The organism is Erythrobacter colymbi, from assembly GCF_002155685.1.
Classification (GTDB): domain Bacteria; phylum Pseudomonadota; class Alphaproteobacteria; order Sphingomonadales; family Sphingomonadaceae; genus Erythrobacter; species Erythrobacter colymbi.
In genome coordinates this window covers 413,613-434,813 of the sequence record NZ_MUYK01000004.1, presented here as the reverse complement: position 1 = coordinate 434,813, position 21,201 = coordinate 413,613, and the positions used below count along the sequence as shown (strand labels likewise).

At 68.0% G+C, this 21,201-nt stretch carries 19 protein-coding genes; 6 read left to right on the top strand and 13 right to left on the bottom strand.

Annotation, left to right across the window (positions count from 1 at the left end):
• Nucleotides 1-34: 34 nt before the first annotated feature.
• The 4 genes from BZF57_RS11765 to BZF57_RS11750 form a co-directional block, all read right to left on the bottom strand.
• Nucleotides 35-295 (bottom strand): hypothetical protein, encoded by a 261-nt coding sequence (locus BZF57_RS11765; RefSeq protein WP_086737985.1) that lies wholly within the window; start codon nt 293-295, stop codon nt 35-37.
• 98 nt (nt 296-393) lie between these two features.
• Nucleotides 394-1,197 (bottom strand): undecaprenyl-diphosphate phosphatase, encoded by an 804-nt coding sequence (locus BZF57_RS11760; RefSeq protein ID WP_086737983.1) that lies wholly within the window; start codon nt 1,195-1,197, stop codon nt 394-396.
• Nucleotides 1,198-1,402: 205 nt separating this feature from the next.
• Nucleotides 1,403-3,565: a M13 family metallopeptidase gene (locus BZF57_RS11755; protein WP_086737981.1), complete on the bottom strand. Its 2,163-nt coding sequence runs from the start codon at nt 3,563-3,565 to the stop codon at nt 1,403-1,405.
• 230 nt (nt 3,566-3,795) lie between these two features.
• A complete protein-coding gene (locus BZF57_RS11750; protein ID WP_086737979.1) occupies nt 3,796-5,652 on the bottom strand; it encodes an ABC transporter transmembrane domain-containing protein in 1,857 nt (618 codons plus the stop codon).
• Between the two features lie 179 nt (nt 5,653-5,831).
• Between BZF57_RS11750 and BZF57_RS11745 the strand changes: the two genes are divergently transcribed.
• Nucleotides 5,832-7,079: a polyhydroxyalkanoate depolymerase gene (locus BZF57_RS11745; RefSeq protein WP_086737977.1), complete on the top strand. Its 1,248-nt coding sequence runs from the start codon at nt 5,832-5,834 to the stop codon at nt 7,077-7,079.
• 265 nt (nt 7,080-7,344) lie between these two features.
• Here BZF57_RS11745 and BZF57_RS11740 read toward each other — a convergent pair whose 3' ends face one another.
• Nucleotides 7,345-7,653, bottom strand: coding sequence for a GIY-YIG nuclease family protein (locus BZF57_RS11740; RefSeq protein ID WP_086738074.1), 309 nt, complete (start codon nt 7,651-7,653; stop codon nt 7,345-7,347).
• Between the two features lie 187 nt (nt 7,654-7,840).
• Here BZF57_RS11740 and BZF57_RS11735 point away from each other — a divergent pair, with 187 nt between their 5' ends.
• Entirely contained in the window at nt 7,841-9,574 is a 1,734-nt protein-coding gene (locus BZF57_RS11735) for a serine hydrolase domain-containing protein (RefSeq protein ID WP_086737975.1), read from the top strand.
• A 4-nt stretch (nt 9,575-9,578) separates the two neighbouring features.
• Here BZF57_RS11735 and BZF57_RS11730 read toward each other — a convergent pair whose 3' ends face one another.
• The 3 genes from BZF57_RS11730 to ung all read right to left on the bottom strand — a co-directional run bounded on the left by BZF57_RS11730 (nt 9,579) and on the right by ung (nt 11,849).
• Nucleotides 9,579-10,184 (bottom strand): hypothetical protein, encoded by a 606-nt coding sequence (locus BZF57_RS11730; RefSeq protein WP_086737973.1) that lies wholly within the window; start codon nt 10,182-10,184, stop codon nt 9,579-9,581.
• Nucleotides 10,185-10,231: 47 nt separating this feature from the next.
• The gene (locus tag BZF57_RS11725; RefSeq protein WP_086737971.1) at nt 10,232-11,017 is read right to left on the bottom strand and encodes an enoyl-CoA hydratase; all 786 of its coding nucleotides are present in this window, start codon (nt 11,015-11,017) and stop codon (nt 10,232-10,234) included.
• 148 nt (nt 11,018-11,165) lie between these two features.
• On the bottom strand, nt 11,166-11,849 hold the full coding sequence (gene ung, locus BZF57_RS11720) for a uracil-DNA glycosylase (RefSeq protein ID WP_086737969.1): 684 nt from the start codon (nt 11,847-11,849) through the stop codon (nt 11,166-11,168).
• Nucleotides 11,850-11,930: 81 nt separating this feature from the next.
• Here ung and BZF57_RS11715 point away from each other — a divergent pair, with 81 nt between their 5' ends.
• Genes BZF57_RS11715 through BZF57_RS11705 form a run of 3 tightly spaced genes read left to right on the top strand, consistent with a single transcriptional unit; the run spans nt 11,931 to nt 13,828 of the window.
• Nucleotides 11,931-12,551 carry a ribonuclease D gene (locus BZF57_RS11715; RefSeq protein WP_086737967.1) on the top strand — a complete coding sequence of 207 codons (621 nt, stop codon included), beginning with the start codon at nt 11,931-11,933 and terminating at the stop codon, nt 12,549-12,551.
• 24 nt (nt 12,552-12,575) lie between these two features.
• On the top strand, nt 12,576-13,241 hold the full coding sequence (lptC, locus tag BZF57_RS11710) for an LPS export ABC transporter periplasmic protein LptC (protein WP_086737965.1): 666 nt from the start codon (nt 12,576-12,578) through the stop codon (nt 13,239-13,241).
• Nucleotides 13,241-13,828, top strand: coding sequence for an LptA/OstA family protein (locus tag BZF57_RS11705; RefSeq protein ID WP_086737963.1), 588 nt, complete (start codon nt 13,241-13,243; stop codon nt 13,826-13,828). The genes lptC and BZF57_RS11705 overlap by 1 nt, the downstream gene beginning before the upstream one ends.
• 15 nt (nt 13,829-13,843) lie before the next feature.
• Here BZF57_RS11705 and BZF57_RS21635 read toward each other — a convergent pair whose 3' ends face one another.
• The 5 genes from BZF57_RS21635 to BZF57_RS11680 form a co-directional block, all read right to left on the bottom strand.
• Nucleotides 13,844-15,247 carry a sugar transferase gene (locus tag BZF57_RS21635; RefSeq protein ID WP_240505953.1) on the bottom strand — a complete coding sequence of 468 codons (1,404 nt, stop codon included), beginning with the start codon at nt 15,245-15,247 and terminating at the stop codon, nt 13,844-13,846.
• A 105-nt stretch (nt 15,248-15,352) separates the two neighbouring features.
• Nucleotides 15,353-16,417 (bottom strand): DNA polymerase III subunit delta, encoded by a 1,065-nt coding sequence (locus BZF57_RS11695; protein WP_169712962.1) that lies wholly within the window; start codon nt 16,415-16,417, stop codon nt 15,353-15,355.
• On the bottom strand, nt 16,414-16,914 hold the full coding sequence (lptE, locus tag BZF57_RS11690; protein ID WP_086737961.1) for an LPS assembly lipoprotein LptE: 501 nt from the start codon (nt 16,912-16,914) through the stop codon (nt 16,414-16,416). Before lptE ends, BZF57_RS11695 begins: the two co-directional genes overlap by 4 nt.
• Nucleotides 16,914-19,529, bottom strand: a complete 2,616-nt coding sequence (leuS, locus tag BZF57_RS11685) for a leucine--tRNA ligase (RefSeq protein WP_240505952.1) — start codon at nt 19,527-19,529, stop codon at nt 16,914-16,916. Before leuS ends, lptE begins: the two co-directional genes overlap by 1 nt.
• Before the next feature lie 29 nt (nt 19,530-19,558).
• Entirely contained in the window at nt 19,559-19,978 is a 420-nt protein-coding gene (locus BZF57_RS11680; RefSeq protein ID WP_086737959.1) for a DUF3576 domain-containing protein, read from the bottom strand.
• A gap of 405 nt (nt 19,979-20,383) precedes the next feature.
• On the opposite strand from BZF57_RS11680, the gene BZF57_RS11675 reads away from it, so the two are divergent.
• Nucleotides 20,384-21,142, top strand: coding sequence for a hypothetical protein (locus tag BZF57_RS11675; protein ID WP_086737956.1), 759 nt, complete (start codon nt 20,384-20,386; stop codon nt 21,140-21,142).
• Nucleotides 21,143-21,201: the final 59 nt, after the last annotated feature.

The following is a 21,201-nucleotide window of genomic DNA, read 5'->3' as shown; positions in this document are numbered from 1 at the left end:
CACCGTTCGTGCTGAGCGAACGGGGTGAGAAGGGTTAGACCCGCACCTTCCGCCGTGTGATCACCGCGTGGTACAGCACCAGCGCCACCCCGGTCGCCGCCAGCGCGATGCCGAGGCTGATGAAGGACAGGCTGCCGATGATCGAGCCCTTGTTGGCGATCTCGCCCGCGACCACCGACACGATCATGCCGAGCGCGACCTGACGCAGGATATCGCCGGGTGCCTCGGTCCGCGCGAGGATCGAGGCCAGCCAGCCCAGAGTTGCCCCCAACACGATCAGCACCAGCAACGCCATTTTGTTTCAAGTCTCCGAGAGGTGGTCCGGTGCGCGATGATCGCTTGCCGGTTCGACTCCCTAACCAGCGGCAGCGCGGACGGTTCCAGAAAAGTGGATTACCCGAGGGTCAGCCATGCCAGGCCCGCCGCACCGATCACGATGCGGTACCACGCAAAAGGCGCGAAACCGATCCGCGTCACGACCGCGACGAAGATCTTCACCACCACCAGCGCGGTGACGAAACCGACCACCGATCCGATGCCGATCAGCTGGAGATCGCCCGCAGTCAGCCCCGCGCCGTGCTTGTAGAGCTGGTAGACGGTCGCCCCCGAAAGCGTCGGCACGGCGAGGAAGAAGCTGAATTCGGCGGCGGTCTTGCGGTCGACCCCGAAGGCCATCGCGCCGAGGATCGTCGCGCCCGAGCGGCTGACGCCCGGGATCATCGCGAGGCACTGGACGAGGCCGATCAGGATCGCGGTGCGCAAGGGTACGCCGGCGACGCCCGGACCCTCGGCAGGCGGGTTGGCCCAGCGCTCGATCGCGAGGATCGCCACCCCGCCGATGATCAGCGACCAGCACACCAGCACCGCGTTGCCGAGCATGGTCTCGATCGCGTCGCCGAACAGGAGGCCGAGGATCACCGCCGGGAAGAACGCCACCAGCAGGTTGCGCACGAAGGCGAGCGCACCCTTCTCGAAGCCGAGGAGGCCCTTCGCCACATCCCAGAACGTGCGCCAGTAGAGCACCACGATGGCAAGGATCGCGGCGGGCTGGATGGCGATGTTGAACACCTCCCAGTCGGCCTGGTCGAAGCCGAGCAGCTCGGTCGCCAGGATCAGGTGCCCGGTCGAGGACACGGGGAGGAATTCGGTCAACCCTTCGAGGATGCCGAGCAGGATCGCCGCGATGGTGTCTGTCATGGGCGCACCGCTTCGCCGAGTGCGGGCGGGGTGTCAAACCAAAAGGCCGAAGCGGACCACGGACGAACCTGTTGAGCGCCCGCCAAACGGCCCGCCGAAGGACGGGCCGCGAGCGCACGCGCGCGAGCCGCAGGCGCTCAAGCCCGCAGGGCTTGAAACAGCGCCGAGGACGTGCCCGCGGAGGCGGGCACGCCAACAGCAACCCTTACCAGATCCGCACGCGCTTTTCGGGCGGCAGGTACATCGCATCGCCGGGCTTCACGCCGAAGGCCTCGTACCATTCGTCGAGCTGGCGGACGACGCCGTTGACGCGGTATTCCTCGGGGCTGTGGGAATCGGTGCGCAGGCGGTTGCGGTAGTTGTCCTCGCGCTGGGTCGAGCGCCACACCTGCGCCCAGGCGAGGAAGAAGCGCTGGTCGCCGGTAAGGCCGTCGATCACCGGCACCTCCTTGCCCTTGGTCGCGATCTTGTAGGCGCGGTAGGCCATCGAAAGCCCGCCGACATCGCCGATATTCTCGCCCAGCGTCAGGCGGCCGTTGACGCAGGTCTTGCCGTCATCGAGCGGGCAGAAGGCGTTGTACTGCGCCACCAGCCGGTCCGTGAGGGCGTCGAAGTTGGCGCGGTCGGCATCGGTCCACCAGTTGCGCAGCGCGCCGCTGGCGTCGGACTTGGAGCCCTGATCGTCGAAGCCGTGGCCGATCTCGTGCCCGATCACCCCGCCGATCGCGCCGTAGTTCACCGCGATGTCGTTGGTGAGCGCGAAGAACGGCTGCTGGAGGATGCCCGCGGGGAAGACGATCTCGTTCTTCACCGAGTTGTAATAGGCGTTCACCGTCTGCGGCAGCATGCCCCATTCGGTGCGGTCGACCGGCGCGCCGAGCTTGGCGACGTTGTCGGCGAGCGCCCACTTCGCGGCGGCCATGCGGTTGGCGATGGCATCGCCGGGGGTGATGGCGAGGCCTTCATAGGTCTCGAGGTTGGGGCGGTAGCCGATCTTGGGGTCGAAACTCGCCAGCTTGGCGTGGGCCTGCTTCTTGGTCTCGGGGCCCATCCACTTGATTTCGTCGATCGACTGGCCGAGCGCGAGGCGCAGGTTCGCCACCAGCTCGTCCATCGCCGCCTTGTTCTCGGCCGGGAAGTAGCGCGCGACATATTCCTTGCCGACCAGCTCGCCGATCAGCCCCTCGGTCTCGCCGATGGCGCGCTTCCAGCGCGGGCGCTGTTCGGGGGTGCCGAGCAGGGTCTTGTTGTAGAAGGCAAAGCGCGCATCGTCGAAGCGCTTGGGCAGCACGGCGGCATTGGCCGAGAGGAACTCCTTGGCCATCCACGCCTGCAGGGTCGCGGGCGAGGTCTGGCCGAGCAGCGCGAACATCCCGGGCAGGCCGCTGCCGGTCTTGGCGAGGGTGGCAGCGTCGATCTTGTTCTTGGCGATCGCTGCATCGGAGAGAGGCATCAGGCTGACGATGAAGCCCGGGCTCTTTGCGATCCCGATCTTGGCGAGCATCTGCGCGACCGGCACCTTGCCGGCGATGGCCGAGAGTTCATTGGCCGAGAGCAGGTTGTAGGTGAGGTCGCGGTTGCGCCGCACCGCGCGGTCCCATGCGACGCCGCGGGCGATGCTGTCCTCGAATGCATAGACCGCCTCGGCCGCCGCGGCCGGATCGCGGTAACCCGCCTCGCCCAGCAGGAAAGCGAGATAGGCCTTGTACTTGTCCTGGATCGCGCGGCCCTTCTCGGTGGTGTCGAGATAGTAGTCGCGGTCGGGCAGGCCGAGCCCGCCGAAGCCGACGCTGGCGATCTGGCGGTCAGGCTGCTTGGGATCGATCGTCACGCCCGCGCTTACCGGGCTGGCAAAGCCCGGCTCGGCCCACAGCATGGCGAGCTGATCGAGCGAGTTCGCGGCGAAGATGCGCTGGAGATAGGGCTGCGCGGGGGCGAGCCCCTTGGCCTCGATCGCCTCGGTGTCGAGATAGGTGCGGTAGGTATCGAGGATGCGCTTCTGGTCGGCCGAGAGGGTTGCGGGGTCCTTGGCCGCGAACTCGTCCATCAGCGCCTTGACGTCGGCGGTGCTCTTCTCGCCCAGCAGGGTGAAGGCGCCGATGCGGCTGAATTCGGGCGGCAGCGGGTTGGCATCGATCCAGCGCTTGTTGGCATAGGCGTTGAAGTCGTCACCCGGCTTGATGTCGGTGGCGAGGTAGGCGGGATCGAAGCCCCACTTGCCGAAGCTGATCGTGGGCAGCGCGGACGCGGGCGCGGCGGCGGCATCGGCGCTCTGGAGCGTGTCGTCGTGGGTGTGATCGTCGGCGAAGGCGGGGGTCGCCAGCGCGATGAGGCTCGCGCCGATGAGGGCGGCGGTCTTGTGGATCATGTGGTTCTCGAGTCCCTGAGATGTGCGACGCGGTGTCGGCTGATGGTCACACTAACGCGGAGACGGGCAAAGGGTTGCGCTTCGTCCGGCGCGAGGCGTCATTCGTCGATTATGGCGCGATGCCGCCTTCGGTGGTGCAGCCCCCTCCCCGGACGTGATCCGGGGCACCGCTCTCTTGCAGCGTGGAGGAAACAAGCTGGGCCCCGGGTCAGGCCCGGGGGGGGGTGAGCCTACGCCGCGTCCGCCGCGAATTGCAGTCTTGCAAGGCGCGCGTAGAGCCCGCCTGCCTTGGTCAGCGCGTCATGCGTGCCCTGTTCGACGATCCGGCCCTCGTCGAGCACCACGATGCGGTCCGCCGCGCGCACGGTGGCGAGGCGGTGGGCGATCACCAGCGTGGTGCGGTCCTTCATCAGGCCCTCGAGCGCCTGCTGGACGAGCTGCTCGCTCTCGGCATCCAATGCGCTGGTGGCTTCATCAAGCAGCAGGATCGGCGCATCGCGCAGCAGCGCACGGGCGATGGCAACGCGCTGTTGCTGGCCGCCCGAAAGCTGCGTGCCGCCCTCGCCGAGATAGGTGTCGAGCCCGTCGGGCAGGCGGCGCAGGAAGCTTTCGGCATTGGCCGCGCGGGCGGCCTGCCAGATATCCTCGTCGGAGGCGTCCCACTTGCCGTAGCGCAGATTGTCGCGCGCATTGGCGCTGAACAGCACGCCCACCTGCGGGACAAGCGCGATGCGCGAACGGATGTCGGCGGGGTCGGCGCTGGTGAGCGGCACGCCATCGAGGCGGATCGTGCCGCCCTGTGGATCGTAGAAGCGCTCGACGAGCTGGAAGATCGTCGATTTGCCCGCCCCCGAAGGCCCGACGATGGCGACGGTCTCGCCCGGCTCGATCTCGAGCGTGAAGTCCTTGAGCGCCGCGACCTCGGGCCGCGCGGGGTAGCGGAAGGTGACATTGCGGAACGACAGGCTCCCGCGCGCAGGCTCGGGCAGGCGCTCGGGGCGCGCAGGCGGCGCGATCTCGGGCTTCGCTTCGAGCAGCTCCGCCAGCCGGCTCGCCGCGCCCGCGCCGCGCAGCAGGTCGCCATAGACCTCGGTGAGCGCGCCCAGCGCGCCCGCCACCAGACCGCCGGTCAGCACGAAGGCCGCGATGGTGCCGCCGCTGATCTCGCCCGCCGCCACCGCCAGCGCGCCGCGCCACATCACCAGCACCACGCCGCCGAAGACGAGCATGATCACAACGGTGGTCATTGCCGCGCGCAGCAGGATGCGGCGCTTGGCGGTCTCGAAGGTGCCTTCGACGACGCTCGCGAAGCGCTGGTTCTCGCGCCGCTCCTGCCCGAAGCTCTGCACGATCTTCATCGCCGAGAGCACCTCGGTGACATAGGCGCCGACGTCCGCGATCCGGTCCTGGCTGGTGCGCGAGACAGCGCGGATCTTGCGGCCGAAGAACACGATGGGCAGGATGATCAGCGGGATGCCGATGAGCAGCCCCAGCGTCAGCTGCGGGGCGAGATAGACGAGGAAGCCGATCCCGCCGATCCCCGTCAGCGTGTTGCGCAGCGCGACCGAGACGGTGGTGCCCACCACGTTCTCGATGATCGCGGTGTCCGAGGTCATCCGGCTCGAGATTTCCTTGGGGCTGTTGACCTCGTAGAAGCCGGGCGAGAGGCGCAGGAGGTTTTCCTGCACCCGCAGGCGGATATCGGCCACCACGCGCTCGCCGATCCAGCTCACGAAGTAGAACCGCATCGCCGTGCCGAGGCCGAGGATCGCGACGATCATCAGCAGATACTGGAAGGCATGGCCGATCTGCACCGGATCCGCGCCGCCGGTGAAGGCCTTGTCGATGATCACCTTGAAGCGGTAGGGGATCGCCAGCGTCGCCGCCGAGGTGATCACCAGTGCGATCAGCGCGAAGGTGATCTCGCGCGGATATTGCAGCGCGGTGCCGAACACCATGCGCAAGGGGGCGAGACTGCGCGACTTGGGCGCGGGCTCGGCCGCTTCTCCCGCAGGCGCGGCGAGAGCGGGCTCGGGCGCGTCGTCGGGGCTGTCGGAATGGTCGCGCGTGGGGGTGTCGCCGTGCATGGTGGCAGCGCTCTAGACCCCTCGGCGGCGAATTTCACGTGCAAAAAGCGAAGCGCCCCGTGGGGCCAGCGGGGCGGCCTGCCTCAATTGTGCATTGCACAATGGCCCGCGAAGGCGCATTTGTGGGGGCAAGGCGTCACGGGATAAGGCGCCATTTCGTTCGTCGCCGAAGGAAACCGATGCTTTATCATGCCTATGAGCTCCAGCGCAGCTGGATGAACAGCGCCAGCGCGCTTGCCTCGATCAGCGCCGGGATGCTGACGAACCCCGCCAATCCGCTCGCGAAGTTCGGCGCTTTCGGCATCGGGCCGCTGGCCGCGAGCGCGCTCGACGTCTTCGCCCACGCCACCGCGCATTACGGCAAGCCCGAATTCGGTATCGCCAGCGTGACCATCGACGGCGAGCACCATGCGGTCGTCCAGTCCACCGTGATGAAGCGCCCCTTCGGCGATCTCGTCCGCTTCCGCGTCGAGGGCACGCCCGCCGACCGCCCCCGCCTGCTGATCGTCGCGCCCATGAGCGGCCACTACGCCACGCTGCTGCGCGGCACGGTGGAGCGGATGCTGGAATCGGCGGAAGTCTTCATCACCGACTGGGCCGATGCCAAGATGGTGCCGCAGAGCGCGGGCGACTTCGATCTCGACGATTACATCGACTATCTCATGGACTTCGCCGAGCACGTCCACGGCGAGGCGAACGGCCAGCGCATCCACATGATGGCGGTGTGCCAGCCCTCGGTCCCCGCCTTCGCCGCCACAGCGCTGATGAACCTCCACAAGTCGCCCGCGACGCCGGCCACCCTCACCATGATGGGCGGGCCGATCGACACGCGCGAATGCCCCACGGTGGTCAACAACATGGCGATGCAGCGCCCGATCGCGTGGTTCCGCCAGTCCGTGATCGCGACCGTCCCGATGAAGTACCCGGGCGCGGGCCGCCGGGTCTATCCGGGCTTCATGCAGCTCTCGGCCTTCATGAGCATGAACCTCTCGAGCCACATGATGAGCCACTACGAGATGTTCAAACACCTCACCGTCGGCGACGAGGCGAGCGCCAACGCGACCAAGGATTTCTACGACGAATACCGCGCGGTGTGCGACATGACCGCCGAGTTCTACCTCCAGACGGTGGAAGAAGTGTTCCAGAAGCACTCGATCCCCAAGGGCGAGTTCCGCCACAAGGGCGAGCTGGTCGACATCACGCAGATCACCGACACCGCGCTCCTCGCGATCGAGGGCGAGCGCGACGATATCTCGGGCCTCGGCCAGACAAAGGCGGCGCTCAAGCTGACGCCCAACCTCCCGGACGAGAAAAAGCGCTACTACATGGCCGAGGGCGCCGGGCATTACGGCATCTTCAACGGCTCGCGCTGGCGGACGAAGGTCGCCCCCGTGGTCGAGGAATGGATCGCCGCGCACAGCGGCTGAGGTGGCGGACAAAGCGGACACCGTGTCCGCTTTGAAACTTCGTGCATTTCTTCGATATTACAACGACCTGTATCAGACTGCGTCAAGCGGACGGACACGAGGGCGCGGGCGAAAGATGCGCCTGTGGTGGCAAACGGCCTCGCAGGCCGGACAGGACAATGGGAAAGAGCCGGGCGCATCGTAGCGGCTGGCGAGGGTGTAGGAAAACGCCGCCACACATTCCCCGCTCGTCACCCCGTCGCCCCGTGCTCGACACGGGGCTTGGCTACTTCTGCTCAGTATCGGGTGCGAACCATTGCTCCCAGAGATCGTCCCAGTCGGGATTGGCCGCCTCGATCAGCGCGAACTTCCATTCGCGCCGCCACTTCTTGATGAGCTTCTCGCGGGCGATAGCGCCTTCGATGGTGTCGTGGTGTTCGACATAGACGAGCCGCGTCTTGGCAAAATCGGCGACATGGCGCGAACCCGTGCCTGTGCGGTGCTGATAGACGCGGTCGATCGCATCGGCGGTCACGCCGACATACATCCCGCCGCGATAGCGGTTCGCCATTATGTAGACCCAGCCGCCCTTCATCATGTGTCGGGTATCGCTGCGAACGCGGAGGAAGAAAAGCCAAGCCCCGTGTCAGGCACGGGGCGACGGGGAGGATGTTGGCAGCTTCCACCCAATCCCGGCCCTCCGCGCCCGGGCCGCGCGTCATTCTTGACATGGTGACTTAATACAGCAATACACCTGCCCCTGACTTCAGGGAGAGTTGATCATGCGCAAGGTTCTGAAAACGGGCGCGAGTGCGCTGGCGGTGCTGGCGATGACGATGGCGGGGGCGGCGGCGGGGGCGGCGGCCGCGCAGAGCCCGGATGCGGCGGCCACGTCCTCGCAAGCCCCCTCGGCCGCGGAGATCGCGACAATCGCCGAGGCGGTGCTGGCCGAGAGCTATCCGGCCGACGGACCGGGCGCGGCAGTGGTCGTGATGCGCGGCGGCAAGGTGATCTACACCGGCGCGCGCGGCATGGCCGATCTCGCGGGCGGCACCGCGATCACGCCCGACACCGTGTTCCGCCTCGGCTCGATCACCAAGCAGTTCGCAGCGGCGATGATCGTGCAGCTCGCGCAGGAGGGCAAGCTCTCGCTCGACGATCCGCTTGCCAAGTTCTTCCCCGATTACCCGCAGCCCGGCAGCGCGGCGACCGTGCGCCAGCTGCTCCAGCACACCAGCGGCATCCAGTCCTACACCTCCATGCCCGGCGCGATGGCGCCCGAGAACATCGCGAAGCCCCGCACCACCGCCGAGCTGATCGCATGGTTCCGCGACCAGCCCTCGCCCCACAAGCCGGGCGAGGCGTGGGAGTACAACAATTCGGGCTACGTCCTGCTCGGCGCGATCATCGAGCAGGTGACGGGCAAGCCGTGGCACCAGGCGCTCGAGGAGCGGATCACCGGCCCGCTCGGCCTCGCCACGATCCGCTACGGCGTGGGCGGCGAGGATACGCCGAAGATGGCCGAGGGTTACAGCGGCGAGGCCACTGCCGCCGCCGAGATCGCCTCGCCGATCCACATGAGCATCCCCCATGCCGCGGGCGCGCTGATCGGGACGGTCGGCGACCTCGCCAAGTGGGCACAGGCGCTGCACCACGGCAAGGTGGTCGACGCAGGCCACTACGCGCTGATGATCGCGCCGGGCACCACGACCGACGGCAAGACCCACTCCTACGGCTTCGGCCTTGCGCTCGATCCGCTGCGCGGGCAGCCCGCCATCGGCCACGGCGGAGGGATCAACGGCTTCTCGACCGACAGCATCTATGTGCCCTCGGCCGATCTGTTCGTCGCTGTCTTCACCAACAGCGACAGCCCGCAGACCGGCCCCGGCGTCGCCATGCGCCGGATCGCGGCGGCGGCCATCGGCGATCCCTACCCCGCCTTCACCGCGCAGGAGGCCGATCCGGCCGACTACGAGCCCTTCTTCGGGATCTATCCCGTTGCCGAGGGCGGGGAGCGGCGGTTCTTCTTCAAGGACGGCGCTTTCTACGCCCAGCGTCAGGGCGGCGGCCCGATGCAGGTCTGGCCCGCGGGCGAGGGCCGTTTCTTCTACGGATCGCGCACGCTCTCGTGGTTCCGCCTGCGCCGTGCGGAGGACGGCACGCCGGTGATGGACTTCATGCCCGATGGCGAGAATGAAGTGCAGACCGGCAAGCGCCTCGGCCCGATCCCGCCCGAGGCCGCCGCCATCGACGTGCCGCGCGCAGTGCTGGAACGCTATGCCGGGCGCTATGCGCTCGGGCCTGCGACGCTCACCATCGCCTTCGGCCCCGGGGGCGGGCTGATCGCCGAGCTGACCGGCCAGCCGCCGGTGACGCTCACCCCCATCGGCGCGGGCGAGTTCCGGGTCGAGGAGGTCGACGCCATTCTGGTGTTCGAGGGCGAGGAAGGCCCCGCGAACGCCGCGGTGCTCAAGCAGGCCGGGCAGGAAATGCGCGCGAACCGCGTGGCGGAGTAGGGCGCTATCGGGGGGTTTGGCCGGTGGTCTGGCCGGGCGCGAAGCCGGTGACCACCACGGCCCCCAGCGCGCCCTTGGAAAGGGTCACCTCGACCGTGGCGGGCTGCGTGCTCGACCACGACTGGTAGATGCCTTCGGGGACGAAATAGCGTCCGGCCTGAAGCGGCGTTGCGGGCGTCTCGGGCCGCAGCCATGCCCAGTGGTTGAGCCTGTCGCTGCGGCTGACCGTGGTGGTCTCGGTCCGTTCGAGCACCATCCGCACGGTCTGCGCCTCGCCGAGGCGCGACCCGTTGACGCTCGGCATGACGCCGACGCTCCACACCGGCCAGCCCATCAGCGCGGTCACACCGCACAACAGCGCGGCGGCCTTGCGCACACGGACATCGGCAAGGTCACGGGTGGCGTAGCGCCACACATGGAGCGCGGTGAGTGCGGTCGCGAGGAAGCCCGCGAGCTTGAGCCCCGATCCGGGCGGAAGATTGCGCGGCCAGCTTTCGCCCACGGTGACAATCAGCACAATCGTCACCAGCGCCGGGACGGCGAAGGGCAGAGCCACCGTCACGAAGAAGCGCGGCGGCACGACCTGTCGGGGGGCACGGGCCTGTGTCATCGCCCGCAGCCTTAGCGCGGGTATCTTTCGAAAGTGCTGCGCCGCTGTCAGCCTTGGCCGCGGCCCCGCTCCTGCACGGCGGCGCGGCGGGCTTCGACTTCCTCGGGAGCAACGGCGGAATTGGCGGCAGAGGAACGTGTCGCTTCCAGCGCCAGCCCCTCGCCGAAGCTCGCGGCATAGCCATCGTCGATCAGGCGCTTGTAATTGGCGAGGAAGGCGGGGTCGATGCTCGCCATGTCGGCGGCAAGCTTGCGGGCGAGGGGGAGCAGGTCCTCCGGCGCGGTCACGTGGTTCACGAGACCCCAGCTGTGCGCCGTCGCGGCGTCGAGGAAATTGCCGGTGAAGGCGAGTTCCTTGGCGCGGCTGATGCCGATCATGCGGGAGAGCTTCTGCGATAGGCCCCAGCCTGGCACGATCCCGACCCGCGCATGGGTGTCGGCGAAGCGGGCGTTGGTGCTGGCGATGAGCACGTCGCAGGCGAGCGCGACTTCGAAGCCGCCGGTGATCGCGACACCGTTGATCGCCCCGATCACGGGCTTCCTGCAAAGCTCGATGGCTTTGACCGGATTGTCGGCGGGGTCGGTGGCATTGGCGCTGCCCAAGGCGCCTTCCTCGCTGCCGAGTTCCTTCAGATCGAGCCCGGCGGTGAAGGCCCGCTCGCCCGCGCCGGTGAGGATCACCGCGCGGACATCATCGTCGGCATCAACCGCGCGCATCACCTCGGCGAGGCGCTTGCGCAGGGCGCGGTTCAGCGCATTCATCGCCTGCGGGCGGTTCAAGGTGACGGTCGCCACCGCGCCGTCCACGTCGAGCAGGATCACGTCGTCAGCCATTCCATTCTCCTTGTTTGGCGGGTTCGCTGGCGCGAACCGCAGACCTCCCGCCCCGCCTCCCCACCCGGCCACCAATAGTACCACTACGTTATGGTGGCCGGGTGGGGAGGCGGGGCGGGAGGTCTGCGCCACCAAAGGTGGCCGAAAACTAAAGCGCCCAATCGATGCTTCCGCGCCCGTGCCGCTCCAAAAATTCATTTGTCTGGCTGAAGGGGCGCGAGCCGAAGAAGCCGTTGTGGGCCGATAGCGGGCTGGGGTGGGCCGAGGCGACTATCAGATGATGGGAATTGCGCGCGAGGGCGGGCACGCGGCTCGCCTTCTTCTTCGCGTGGCTGCCCCACAGGATGAACACCGTCGGCTCATTCCGCGCCGCGACCGCCGCCACCGCCGCATCGGTGATCGCATCCCACCCGCGCCCGGCATGGCTCCCCGCCTGACCCGCCTCGACCGTCAGCGTGTTGTTGAGCAGCAGCACGCCCTGCCGCGCCCACGGCGTCAGATCGCCGGTCTGCGGGCGGGGAAGGCCGAGGTCGGCCTCCAGCTCCTTGTAGATGTTCACGAGGCTCGGCGGCGGCTTCACCCCGGCTTGCACCGAGAAGGCGAGGCCATGCGCCTGCCCCGGCCCGTGGTAAGGGTCCTGCCCGAGGATAACGCAGCGCACCTCCTCGAGCGGAGTTAGGGCAAGCGCCGCGAGCCGCGTCCCGCGCGGCGGGTAGACCTGCTTGCCCGCCGCCTCCTCGGCCTTCAGCCACCCGCCGAGCTTCCTCGCCTCGGGGGTCGCGAGCACGGGCTCCAGAACGGGCCGCCAGCTTTCGGGGAGGGTTTCGGACATGGGCCGAGGGGTAAGGCAGGCCAGCGCATCAGGCCACCTCCCCCTTCCCCTCTTTCCCCAATGCGCGTAGGGCTTCGGCCCATGGCTGTTCATTTCCACGAAGAAGACCTTCCCGCCGGCGTCCTGACCGGCGCCAGCGCGCTCGCGATCGACACCGAGACGATGGGCCTCGTCACCCATCGTGACCGGCTGTGCGTGGTGCAGATTTCCGACGGCAGCGGCGACGAGCATCTGGTGCGGTTCAATCCGGGCAGTTCGTACGACGCGCCCAACCTCAAGGCGATCCTCGCCGATCCCTCGCGCCAGAAGATCTACCACTTCGCCCGCTTCGATCTCGCCGCGATCCACTACTACCTCGGCGTCATGGCCGGGCCGGTGTTCTGCACCAAGATCGCGAGCAAGCTGACCCGCACCTATACCGACCGCCACGGCCTCAAGAACCTCGTCGAAGAACTGCTGGGCGAGAGCATCTCCAAGCAGCAGCAGTCCTCGGACTGGGGCGGGCCGGTGCTGAGCGATCCGCAGCGCGATTATGCCGCCTCGGACGTGCGCTACCTCCACCGGCTGCGGGACGAGCTGACCGTGCGGCTGGAGCGCGAGGGGCGCACCGCCATCGCGCAGGCGTGCTTCGATTTCCTGCCGACGCGGGCGCTGCTCGACATCGCCGGCTGGGCCGAGAGCGACATCTTCAGCCACATGTAAGGTTGCAGGCGGCACACCCCCATCATGGCCCCGGAACAGGCAATCGAAACCAGTGAGGCACGCGCGCTGCGCAGCCGGCGGCAGCATTTCGCTGCGCCCGGCGGCTCGCATGACAAGCTGGTGCGCTTCCTTGCCCGCGCGCTGCCGATGGGCGTGGGGGTGATCGCGGCGCTGATGATCATCACGCCGCTTAGCCCGCGCGGCGAGGTCAGCTTCCTGCTCGATCGCAACAAGGTCGCGCTGATCAACGAGCGCCTTTCGGTCGACAACGCGATGTATCGCGGGCGCGACAACCAGGGCCGCCCCTTCTCGCTGCTGGCGGGCGAGGCGGTGCAGCGTTCGGGCGCGGAGGGGCTGGTGCGGATGAAATCGCTGGTCGCCCAGCTGCTGCTCGCCGAAGGGCCCGCGCGCCTCAGCGCCGATGGCGGGGTCTATGACATCGACAAGGAGACCGTCGCAGTCGACGGCCCGGTGCGCCTCACCGCGTCCGACGGCTACGCGATGACCGCGAGCGGCGTGTCGGTCGACTTGAAGAGCCGCACCATGCGCGGCGACGAGGGCGTCTCGGGGCAGGTGCCCGCCGGAACCTTCTCCGCCAACAGCTTGCGCGCGGACCTCGGGGAGCGCACCATCACGCTCGAGGGCAATGCCCGCTTCACCATGATTCCCGGCCAGTTGAGGACACCGTGATGCCCGAAGCCACCGCCAAAGCCCGCACGCCTATCGCGCGCCTCGCCCTTGTCTGGGGGATCGGCGGCTTCGCGATCACCGCCGCGCTGGCCGGCGGCATGAACCTCGCCGCGCAGGGCCTCGCCCGCCACGATACCCGCGCGCCGGTGACCTATGACGCGGGCAAGTTCGTGCTCAACGACAAGGCCAACCAGGGCATCGCCACGGGCGGCGTGATCGTCACCCAGGCAGGGCTGCGCGTCCAGTCCGACCGGATGCTGGTGAGCTTCACCGATGTCGGCAGCCTCGAAATCCAGCGCATCACCGCCACCGGCAGCGTGGTCGTCACCCGCGGCGACGAACGCGCGAGCGGCGACAATGCGATCTATGATCTCGAACGCCGCATCATCACCATGGCGGGCAATGTCGCGCTGCGGCGCGGGAGCGATACGCTCAACGGCGGACGTCTGGTGATCGACCTCGACAGCGGCATCTCCACGGTCGACGGCAGCGCATCGGGCGGGAGCGCGGCGGCCCCCGGCGCGCCTTCGGGCCGGGGCCGGGTGACGGGCACCTTCAACGTGCCCCAGCGCGACAAGCAGAACTAGAGCGGACGAGGCGTCCTAGAACGCGTTCTCGTGGCGCAGCACCATCGCGGTGCGGAACACGATCCCGATATCGCGCCGCAGCGACCAGCCCGCGATATATTCGAGGTCGGACTGCAGGCGGTCGGTCAGGTCCTTCTCGACCGCGGTGGCGCCGCGGTGGCCGCGTACCTGCGCAAGGCCGGTGAGGCCCGGCTTGAGGCAGTGGCGCTGCCAGTACTTGCGGTCGATGTCCCAGAAATACTTGTTGTTCGCCCGGCTGCCGAGCGCATGCGGGCGCGGGCCGACGATCGACATGTCGCCCTTCAGCACGTTGATGATCTGCGGCAGCTCGTCGATGCTGGTGCGGCGGATGAAGGCGCCGATGCGGGTGACGCGGTCATCATCGCGCGAGGCCGAACGCTCGCCGTTGTGATCGAGCTTCTCCTCGCGCATCGAGCGGAACTTGAACATGTCGAAGAACTGGTTGCCGCGGCCCAGCCGCCGCTGGACGAACAGCACCGGGCCGCCATCCTCGAGCTTGATCAGCAGCGCCACCACCAGCAGCAGCGGCGACAGCGCGATCAGCGCCGAACCGGCCACAGCGACATCGAAGCCGCGCTTCAGGATGCGGGCGCGCAGGCCGAGCGGGCCGGTCGAGACCACCAGGGTCGTCCGGTCGAGCGCGTCGTAGCGGTGCACGCCCACCGCGCCCAGCTCGTGCGCGGGTTCGCTGACGATCTCGCCATAGACGCCCGCGCTCTTGAGCAGGAAGGCCCAGTCCTGCCGCCGCTCGCGCGGGCAGCTGACCACCACCTGATCCTGGTTGCGCAGCAGCTTGCCGAGCCGGTCGAGCATGAAGGGATCGTGGCTGGAGGGATCGAGATTGTATTCGGCTGCCGAGATGCGCTCTGCCCCCTCGAACGGGAAGCCCGAACCGCCGTCGTCGATCACCAGCCGGTTGCTCACGCGGCCGCCCCAGCGATGCGCGATGACCATCGCCATCAGGCGGCGTCCGGCCACCAGCAGCACCGCGGTGAACACCATCCCGAGGGTCACCACCGCGCGCGAGAAATCGCCGTTGGACTTTGTGTAGAAGCCGAGGAAGTTGATCAGCGCCGCCGAGATCACCAGCGCGGTGAGCGCCTGACGCGAGCCGAAGACCCAGCTGCCGAGCGCTTTCAGCCCGTAGCTGCCGTTGTAGAGCGCGATGGTGAAATACACCGGCAGCATCGCCTGTGCAGCGAGCATGGCGCGCGGCTCGGCCCAGCGGCCTTCCCACAACAGCGCGGCGAGCGCGAAGCAGGCGTTGAACAGCGTGGCATCGGTCAGCAGCATCAGCGCATAAGCGCGCAGGCGGCGTCGCTCCAGAGACGGTGCGACCTTGCCCTCGACCGATTCATGCCGGACGGCGTCCAGCAGCTTAGGTGTCAAACGATTCACGGTGAACCTTCCCCCAAAGGTGCGACCCCTCGTGGAACTTCATAGGGTTTATTACAGATAAAAATTGTATTTGTGCGACTGCGAAATGCAGCTTGTCACATTTTGCTACCGCTTCGCAGCAAATCGCCCGATTTCGGCCAGCTCCTGCGCGAGCAGCAGCTCGGCTGACTGGCTGTTGGCGAGCAGGCTGCGGTGCAGTGCGGTGAGTCGCGGGATCAGCCGGTCGAGCCGTGTCTCGCGGCTGCCCCGCGCGGCGGGCATCATCCAGCGTTCGAACTGGTGGGTGATCGCGCGCTCCTCGCGGAAGAAGATGCCGAGCTGCATCTTCTCGCCCTGCCCGAGCGAGGGGATGCGGCCATTGGTGCCGATCTTGGCCGCGATCTGCGCCAGCTGCGCCGCGCGCCTTTCAAGCGCAAGGGCGACGCCCACGGGATTGAGGCCAAGCTCGCGCATCCGCCGGATCTCGCCCGCGATCTTGCCCAGCTCACCGCCCAGCACGGCGTTGACCAGCGGGGCAAAGCCGTCCTCCTCGGTGGCCGCGCCGATCGCGGCATGATCCTCGGGCGTGGCGGGGCGCGGGGCCTGCGGGTCGGCATCGCAATAGAGCGCGAGCTTGGTGACTTCCGACTGCGCCAGCCGCACGTCGAGCCCGGCGGCCCGGGCGATGCGTTCGGCGAGGTCACCGCCGAGCCTCAGGCCCGCCGCGTCCGCCATTCCGCGCACCGCCTGCGAAACCGCCGACAGATCGGGCGGATGGAACATGGCGACCAGCGCATCCTTGCGCTTTTCCAGCAGCTTGGCGGTGCGCGACTTGTCGGTGGCGCTGGTGGCGACGACCAGCACCGGGGCGGCCTCGCCCGCGCCCGCTTCGGCGGTTTCGATCAGGAATTGCAGGGCATCATGGGCATCGTCGCCGCTGGCGCGCACCCAGATGTGGCGGCTGCCGCCGAACAGCGAGGTCGAGCGCGCCTCGTCGCCGAGCAGCGCGGGGTCGCGGCGCAGATCGGCGCCCGCCAGCTCCACCCGCTCACCCGCATCGGGCAGGGCCTCGGCGATGCGCTGCGCGGCGGCGCTCGCGCCAGCCTCGTCGGGGCCGCAGAAGAAGAAGATGCGGCATTGCAGCGCGCCCGCCGGAGCGCCGCGCAGGAAGTCCTTCTGGGTTGCCTTCACGGCTGCGCGGGGCGCTGTGCCCGGAGAGTCAGCGCGACCTGCGTCGCCATCCGGTCGGCCACTTCAAGCGCGAGGTTCTCCAGCGCCTTCTGCTCGGCCGCGATGGTGGCGTATTCGGAGGAGACCACGTCGATCCCCGCGTCCGAACCCGCGGTCGCATCGAGCAGCACCGCGCCGGTGGCGATCTCGATCAGCTGGTAGCGCGCGCGCAGGATGCGGCGTTCGCGGCTGATGGTGTCGTCGTTGAGGACGCCGAGCGCCTCGAGCGAATCGTCGAGGCGCACGTCGAGCCGGTATTGCGGCGCAGTCTTGCCCCCGACGCCCAGCCGCTGGTCGAGCGCGTTCTTCACCAGCCAACCGCCGCGCCCCTGGATCGCCGGGATCTCGACCGCCGCCAGCCCCTGCGCCGAGGCCGAATTGGCCCCGCCCGCATACATCGGCGACAGGCCGCAGGCGGTGAGGGCCAGCAAGGCTGCAAGGGCGAGAAGAATCCGCATCAGGTGACGATATTCACCAATCGGTCGGGCACGACAATGACCTTGCGGATCGCCGCGCCATCGACCGAGCGTTGCAGATTGGCCGAGGCCAGCGCGAGCGCCTCGAGGTCTTCCTTGGAGGCCCCCTTGGGCGCGGTGACGGTGTCGCGCAGCTTGCCCATGTGCTGGATCGCAATGGTGACCTCGTCGTCGACCAGCAGCGCGGGATCGACGGTGGGCCACGCGGCATCGGCGATCAGACCTTCACCCATCTTCGCCCACGCCTCTTCGGCAAGGTGCGGCATCATGGGCGCAGCAAGATGCACCAGCGCGCGGATCGCGGCCGAGCGGCTCGCCGAGGGGGCGGCCTTCTCGACGGCGCCGGTCAGCTCGTAGATGCGCGCCACGGCCTTGTTGAAGCCCAGTGCCTCGATGTCCGAAGCGACCGCGGCGATGGTCTGGTGGGTCTTGCGCTCAAGGCCCTTGTCCTCGCCGGTCACCGAGGCGTCGTAGGCCGAGAACAGCCGCCACAGCCGCTGGACGAAGCGCGCGCAACCCTCGATTCCGGCGTCGGACCACGGCAGGTCGCGCTCGGGCGGGGAGTCCGACAGCATGAACCAGCGCACCGCATCCGCACCGTGGCGGGCGATGATCGCATCGGGGTCGACGACGTTCTTCTTCGACTTCGACATCTTGATGACGCGGCCGACTTCGACGGGAGTGCCAGTGAGTTTGCTCACTCGTACGCCATCACGAACCTCGGTCTCTTCGGGGCTCAGCCAAGAAGTAAGTTGAACCGGGACAGCACCACGTTCTCCCAAATTCACCGTCAATTCGGTTGGTATTGAGTATGTCTCGTGGGTCACCATGCCTTGCGTGAACAGCGCGGCGAAGGGCTCCTGCACCGCGATCTTGCCGGTGTGGGCGAGCGCGCGGGTCCAGAAGCGGGCGTAGAGCAGGTGCAGGATCGCATGCTCGATGCCGCCGATATAGTGCTGCACCGGCATCCACTTGGCGACTTCCTCCGGGTCGAAGGGCCGGTCGGCGGGCTGGCTGGCGAAGCGCAGGAAATACCACGAGCTGTCGACGAAGGTGTCGAGCGTATCGGTCTCGCGCCGCGCGGCCGCGCCGCACTTGGGGCAATCGACGTGCTTCCAAGTCGGGTGGCGCTCCAAGGGGTTGCCGGGGATGTCGAAGCTGACATCCTCGGGCAGGGTCACGGGGAGCTGGTCCTTGGGGACGGGCACCACGCCGCAGGCATCGCAGTGGATGAAGGGGATCGGCGTCCCCCAATAGCGCTGGCGGCTGACGCCCCAGTCGCGCAGGCGCCACACGGTGCGCCCCTCGCCCCAGCCTTCGGCCTCGGCGCGCGCGATCACGGCGGCCTTGGCAGCCTCGACGGTCATGCCGTCTAGGAAACCGGAGTTGACGATCACCCCGTCACCCGCCTCGGCCTCGCCCTTGAAGGGCTCGTCGGCCTTGGCCGGATCGCTGGCGACGACGCGCGCGATCGGCAGGCCGTATTTGGTGGCGAATTCGAAGTCGCGCTGGTCATGCCCCGGCACGCCCATGACGGCGCCGGTGCCGTATTCCATCAGCACGAAATTGGCGATGAACACCGGCAGCGGCTCGCCGGTGAACGGGTGCTTGGCGGTGATCGGGGTGCGGTAGCCCAGCTTTTCCGCCGTCTCGAGCGCTGCCGCCGTGGTCGCGCCCTTCTTGCACTGGTCGATGAAGGCGGCGACCTCCGGGTCACCCGCCAAGCCCTGCGCGATCGGATGATCGGCAGCGACAGCACAGAAGCTCGCGCCGAAGATCGTGTCGGGGCGCGTCGAATAGACCGGCAGCTTGCCGCCGTCGGAGAGGTCGAAGCTGAATTCCAGACCCTGCGACTTCCCGATCCAGTTCTCCTGCATCAGGCGGACCTTCTCGGGCCAGTCGTCGAGGCTGCCCAGCCCCTCCAGCAGATCGTCCGCAAAGTCGGTGATCTTGAGGAACCACTGGTTGAGCTTGCGCTTCTCGACCTCCGCGCCGCTCCGCCAGCCCTTGCCGTCGATCACCTGCTCGTTGGCGAGCACGGTCATGTCGACCGGGTCCCAGTTGACGGTCGATTCCTTGCGGTAGACCAGCCCCGCCTCGTAGAGATCGAGGAACAGCGCCTGTTCGTGGCCGTAATATTCGGGATCGCAGGTGGCGAATTCGCGGGTCCAGTCGAGTGCGAAGCCGATGCGCTGCAGCTGCGCCTTCATCTGCGCGATGTTCTGGCGCGTCCAGCCGCCGGGGTGCACGCCCTTTTCCATCGCGGCGTTTTCCGCCGGCATCCCGAAGGCGTCCCAGCCCATCGGGTGGAGCACCTCGAACCCGCGCATCTTCTGGTAGCGCGCCAGCACGTCGCCCATCGTGTAGTTGCGCACGTGGCCCATGTGGATGCGCCCCGAGGGATAGGGGAACATCTCGAGGATGTAGCTCTTGGGCTTGGGGCTGTCCGAATCCGCCGTGAAGGTGCCCGCGTCCGTCCAGGCACGCTGCCAGCGCAAGTCGGCGGTTTGCGGATCGAAGCGATCCGCCGGGGCGCCCGACGGGTCGAAACGCCCCCGTTCGCCTCCGGCGGACGGATCAACACGAGTGTCAGTCATGAACGGCTTTCAGTGAAAAGCGGAGAAACTCAGGAGGCCAGCGCCTGACGACGCAGATCGCGGGCCTTGGTGAGGATGATGTCCTCGAGCTTCTGCACCGTCGCCGCCTGCACCGGGGCTTCAACCCAGGCACCGTTGTCGTTGACCTGACGGCTCGCCGCGACGCGCAGGGCATCGGCGCGCAGATCCTGGTCGAGGATCGTCACGGTCAGCTTCACGCGCTCGTTCGGGTTCGAGGGGTTGGCGTACCAGTCGGTCACGATCACGCCGCCATTGCTGTCCGCCTGGAGCAGCGGGGCAAAGCTGACCGTCTCGAGCGCCGCGCGCCACAGATAGGCGTTGACCCCGATGGTGTTGAGCTGCGCGGCAGCCAGTTCGGTGCGCGGACGCCCGCCGCCGCCACAGGCCGAAAGGCCGATCAGCGAGGCACCGAGCAGCGCGCAGGCCATAGTGCGCCCCAAAACGGTGCGGCCCAGAACGCGGGGGAAGGTGGCGGAATTGGCGCGTGTCACTGCCGGATCATCCTCAAAATATGTCTCGGGCCCGCTCTATAGCTCCAAGCCCCCCGGCGGCAAGCACGAAGGCGCGCGTGCCCCCTCTGGGGTGCCCGCCGGGGCGGAATAGGAATGCATGAGGCCTTCGGGGCTTTACCTTGCCTGAATTGCCCCGAGTCGCACCCATTCTGTGTGCAAGGGGCCACAGGTTCAGGGGAATCCCGCGATTCCCGCGCAAGGTCATTGCAAGCGATTTCGGGATATCTACAAATAGATGTGGAAAGGCACGCGACTCATGAAACGTTCATGTGGCGGGTGCTTGGGCAGATAGCCCGAAACGGGATGGGACACGAAAGCGCAATGGCACGCAAGACGGACAGAAAGGCGAAGGGGCAGCTGCTGCCGCTGCTCGCCATGTCCGGCGTCCTCGCGCTGGCTGTGCCGAGTGCGGGGCTCGCGCTGGCGGGGCAGGTCGCCCCGGCGCGCACCGCCGCCTCGCTCGATGCGCTCGGCCTCGGCGTGTTCACGCCGGCCGCGGTCGATCCGGCGCTCGCCGCGCGGGTGGCCGACAAGGCGCGCGAACGCGGCATCCGCTTCACCCCCGCCAGCGCTCCGCCGGTGACCGGCAAGCGCACCGTCACCGTTGCGGTGCGGGTGGATGACGACACTGCCCGCGCGATCAGCGTGCGCAAGGCCCTCGATGCGGTCCCGGGCCGCGGTCTCGGCCTCGCCGGTCTCGACACCAGCAAGTTCCAGCTCGGCGCGGCGCGCGGCTACCAGAGCTTCGCGCGCACGGTCGACCTGTCGGCCAATGTCCGCAACCTTTCGGTTCCCGATCTCGCCCAGTTCAAGCCGCAGGCGCCCGCCGCCGCGGACAAGCCGAGCCGCCTCCAGCCGCGGATCGAGCTCGAGGATCGCCAGATCGCGGGCCGTTCGCCCAATACGCTGGACTCGGTCGGTCAGCAGACCGTCGGCGTGGGCGGCAGCTTCCGCCTTTCGCAGAACCTCAACGTGATGGCGGGCGTCCGCTATTCGCAGGAGCGCGAGCGGCTCGATCCGCTGACCAATTCGGTCAAGGATAGCCAGGCGGTCTACGTCGGAACGCAGATCAAGTTCTGATTTTCAGGGAAATGGCAGGGTTTTGAAGGGCTTGGCCAAAAACCAGGCCCTTTTTGCTA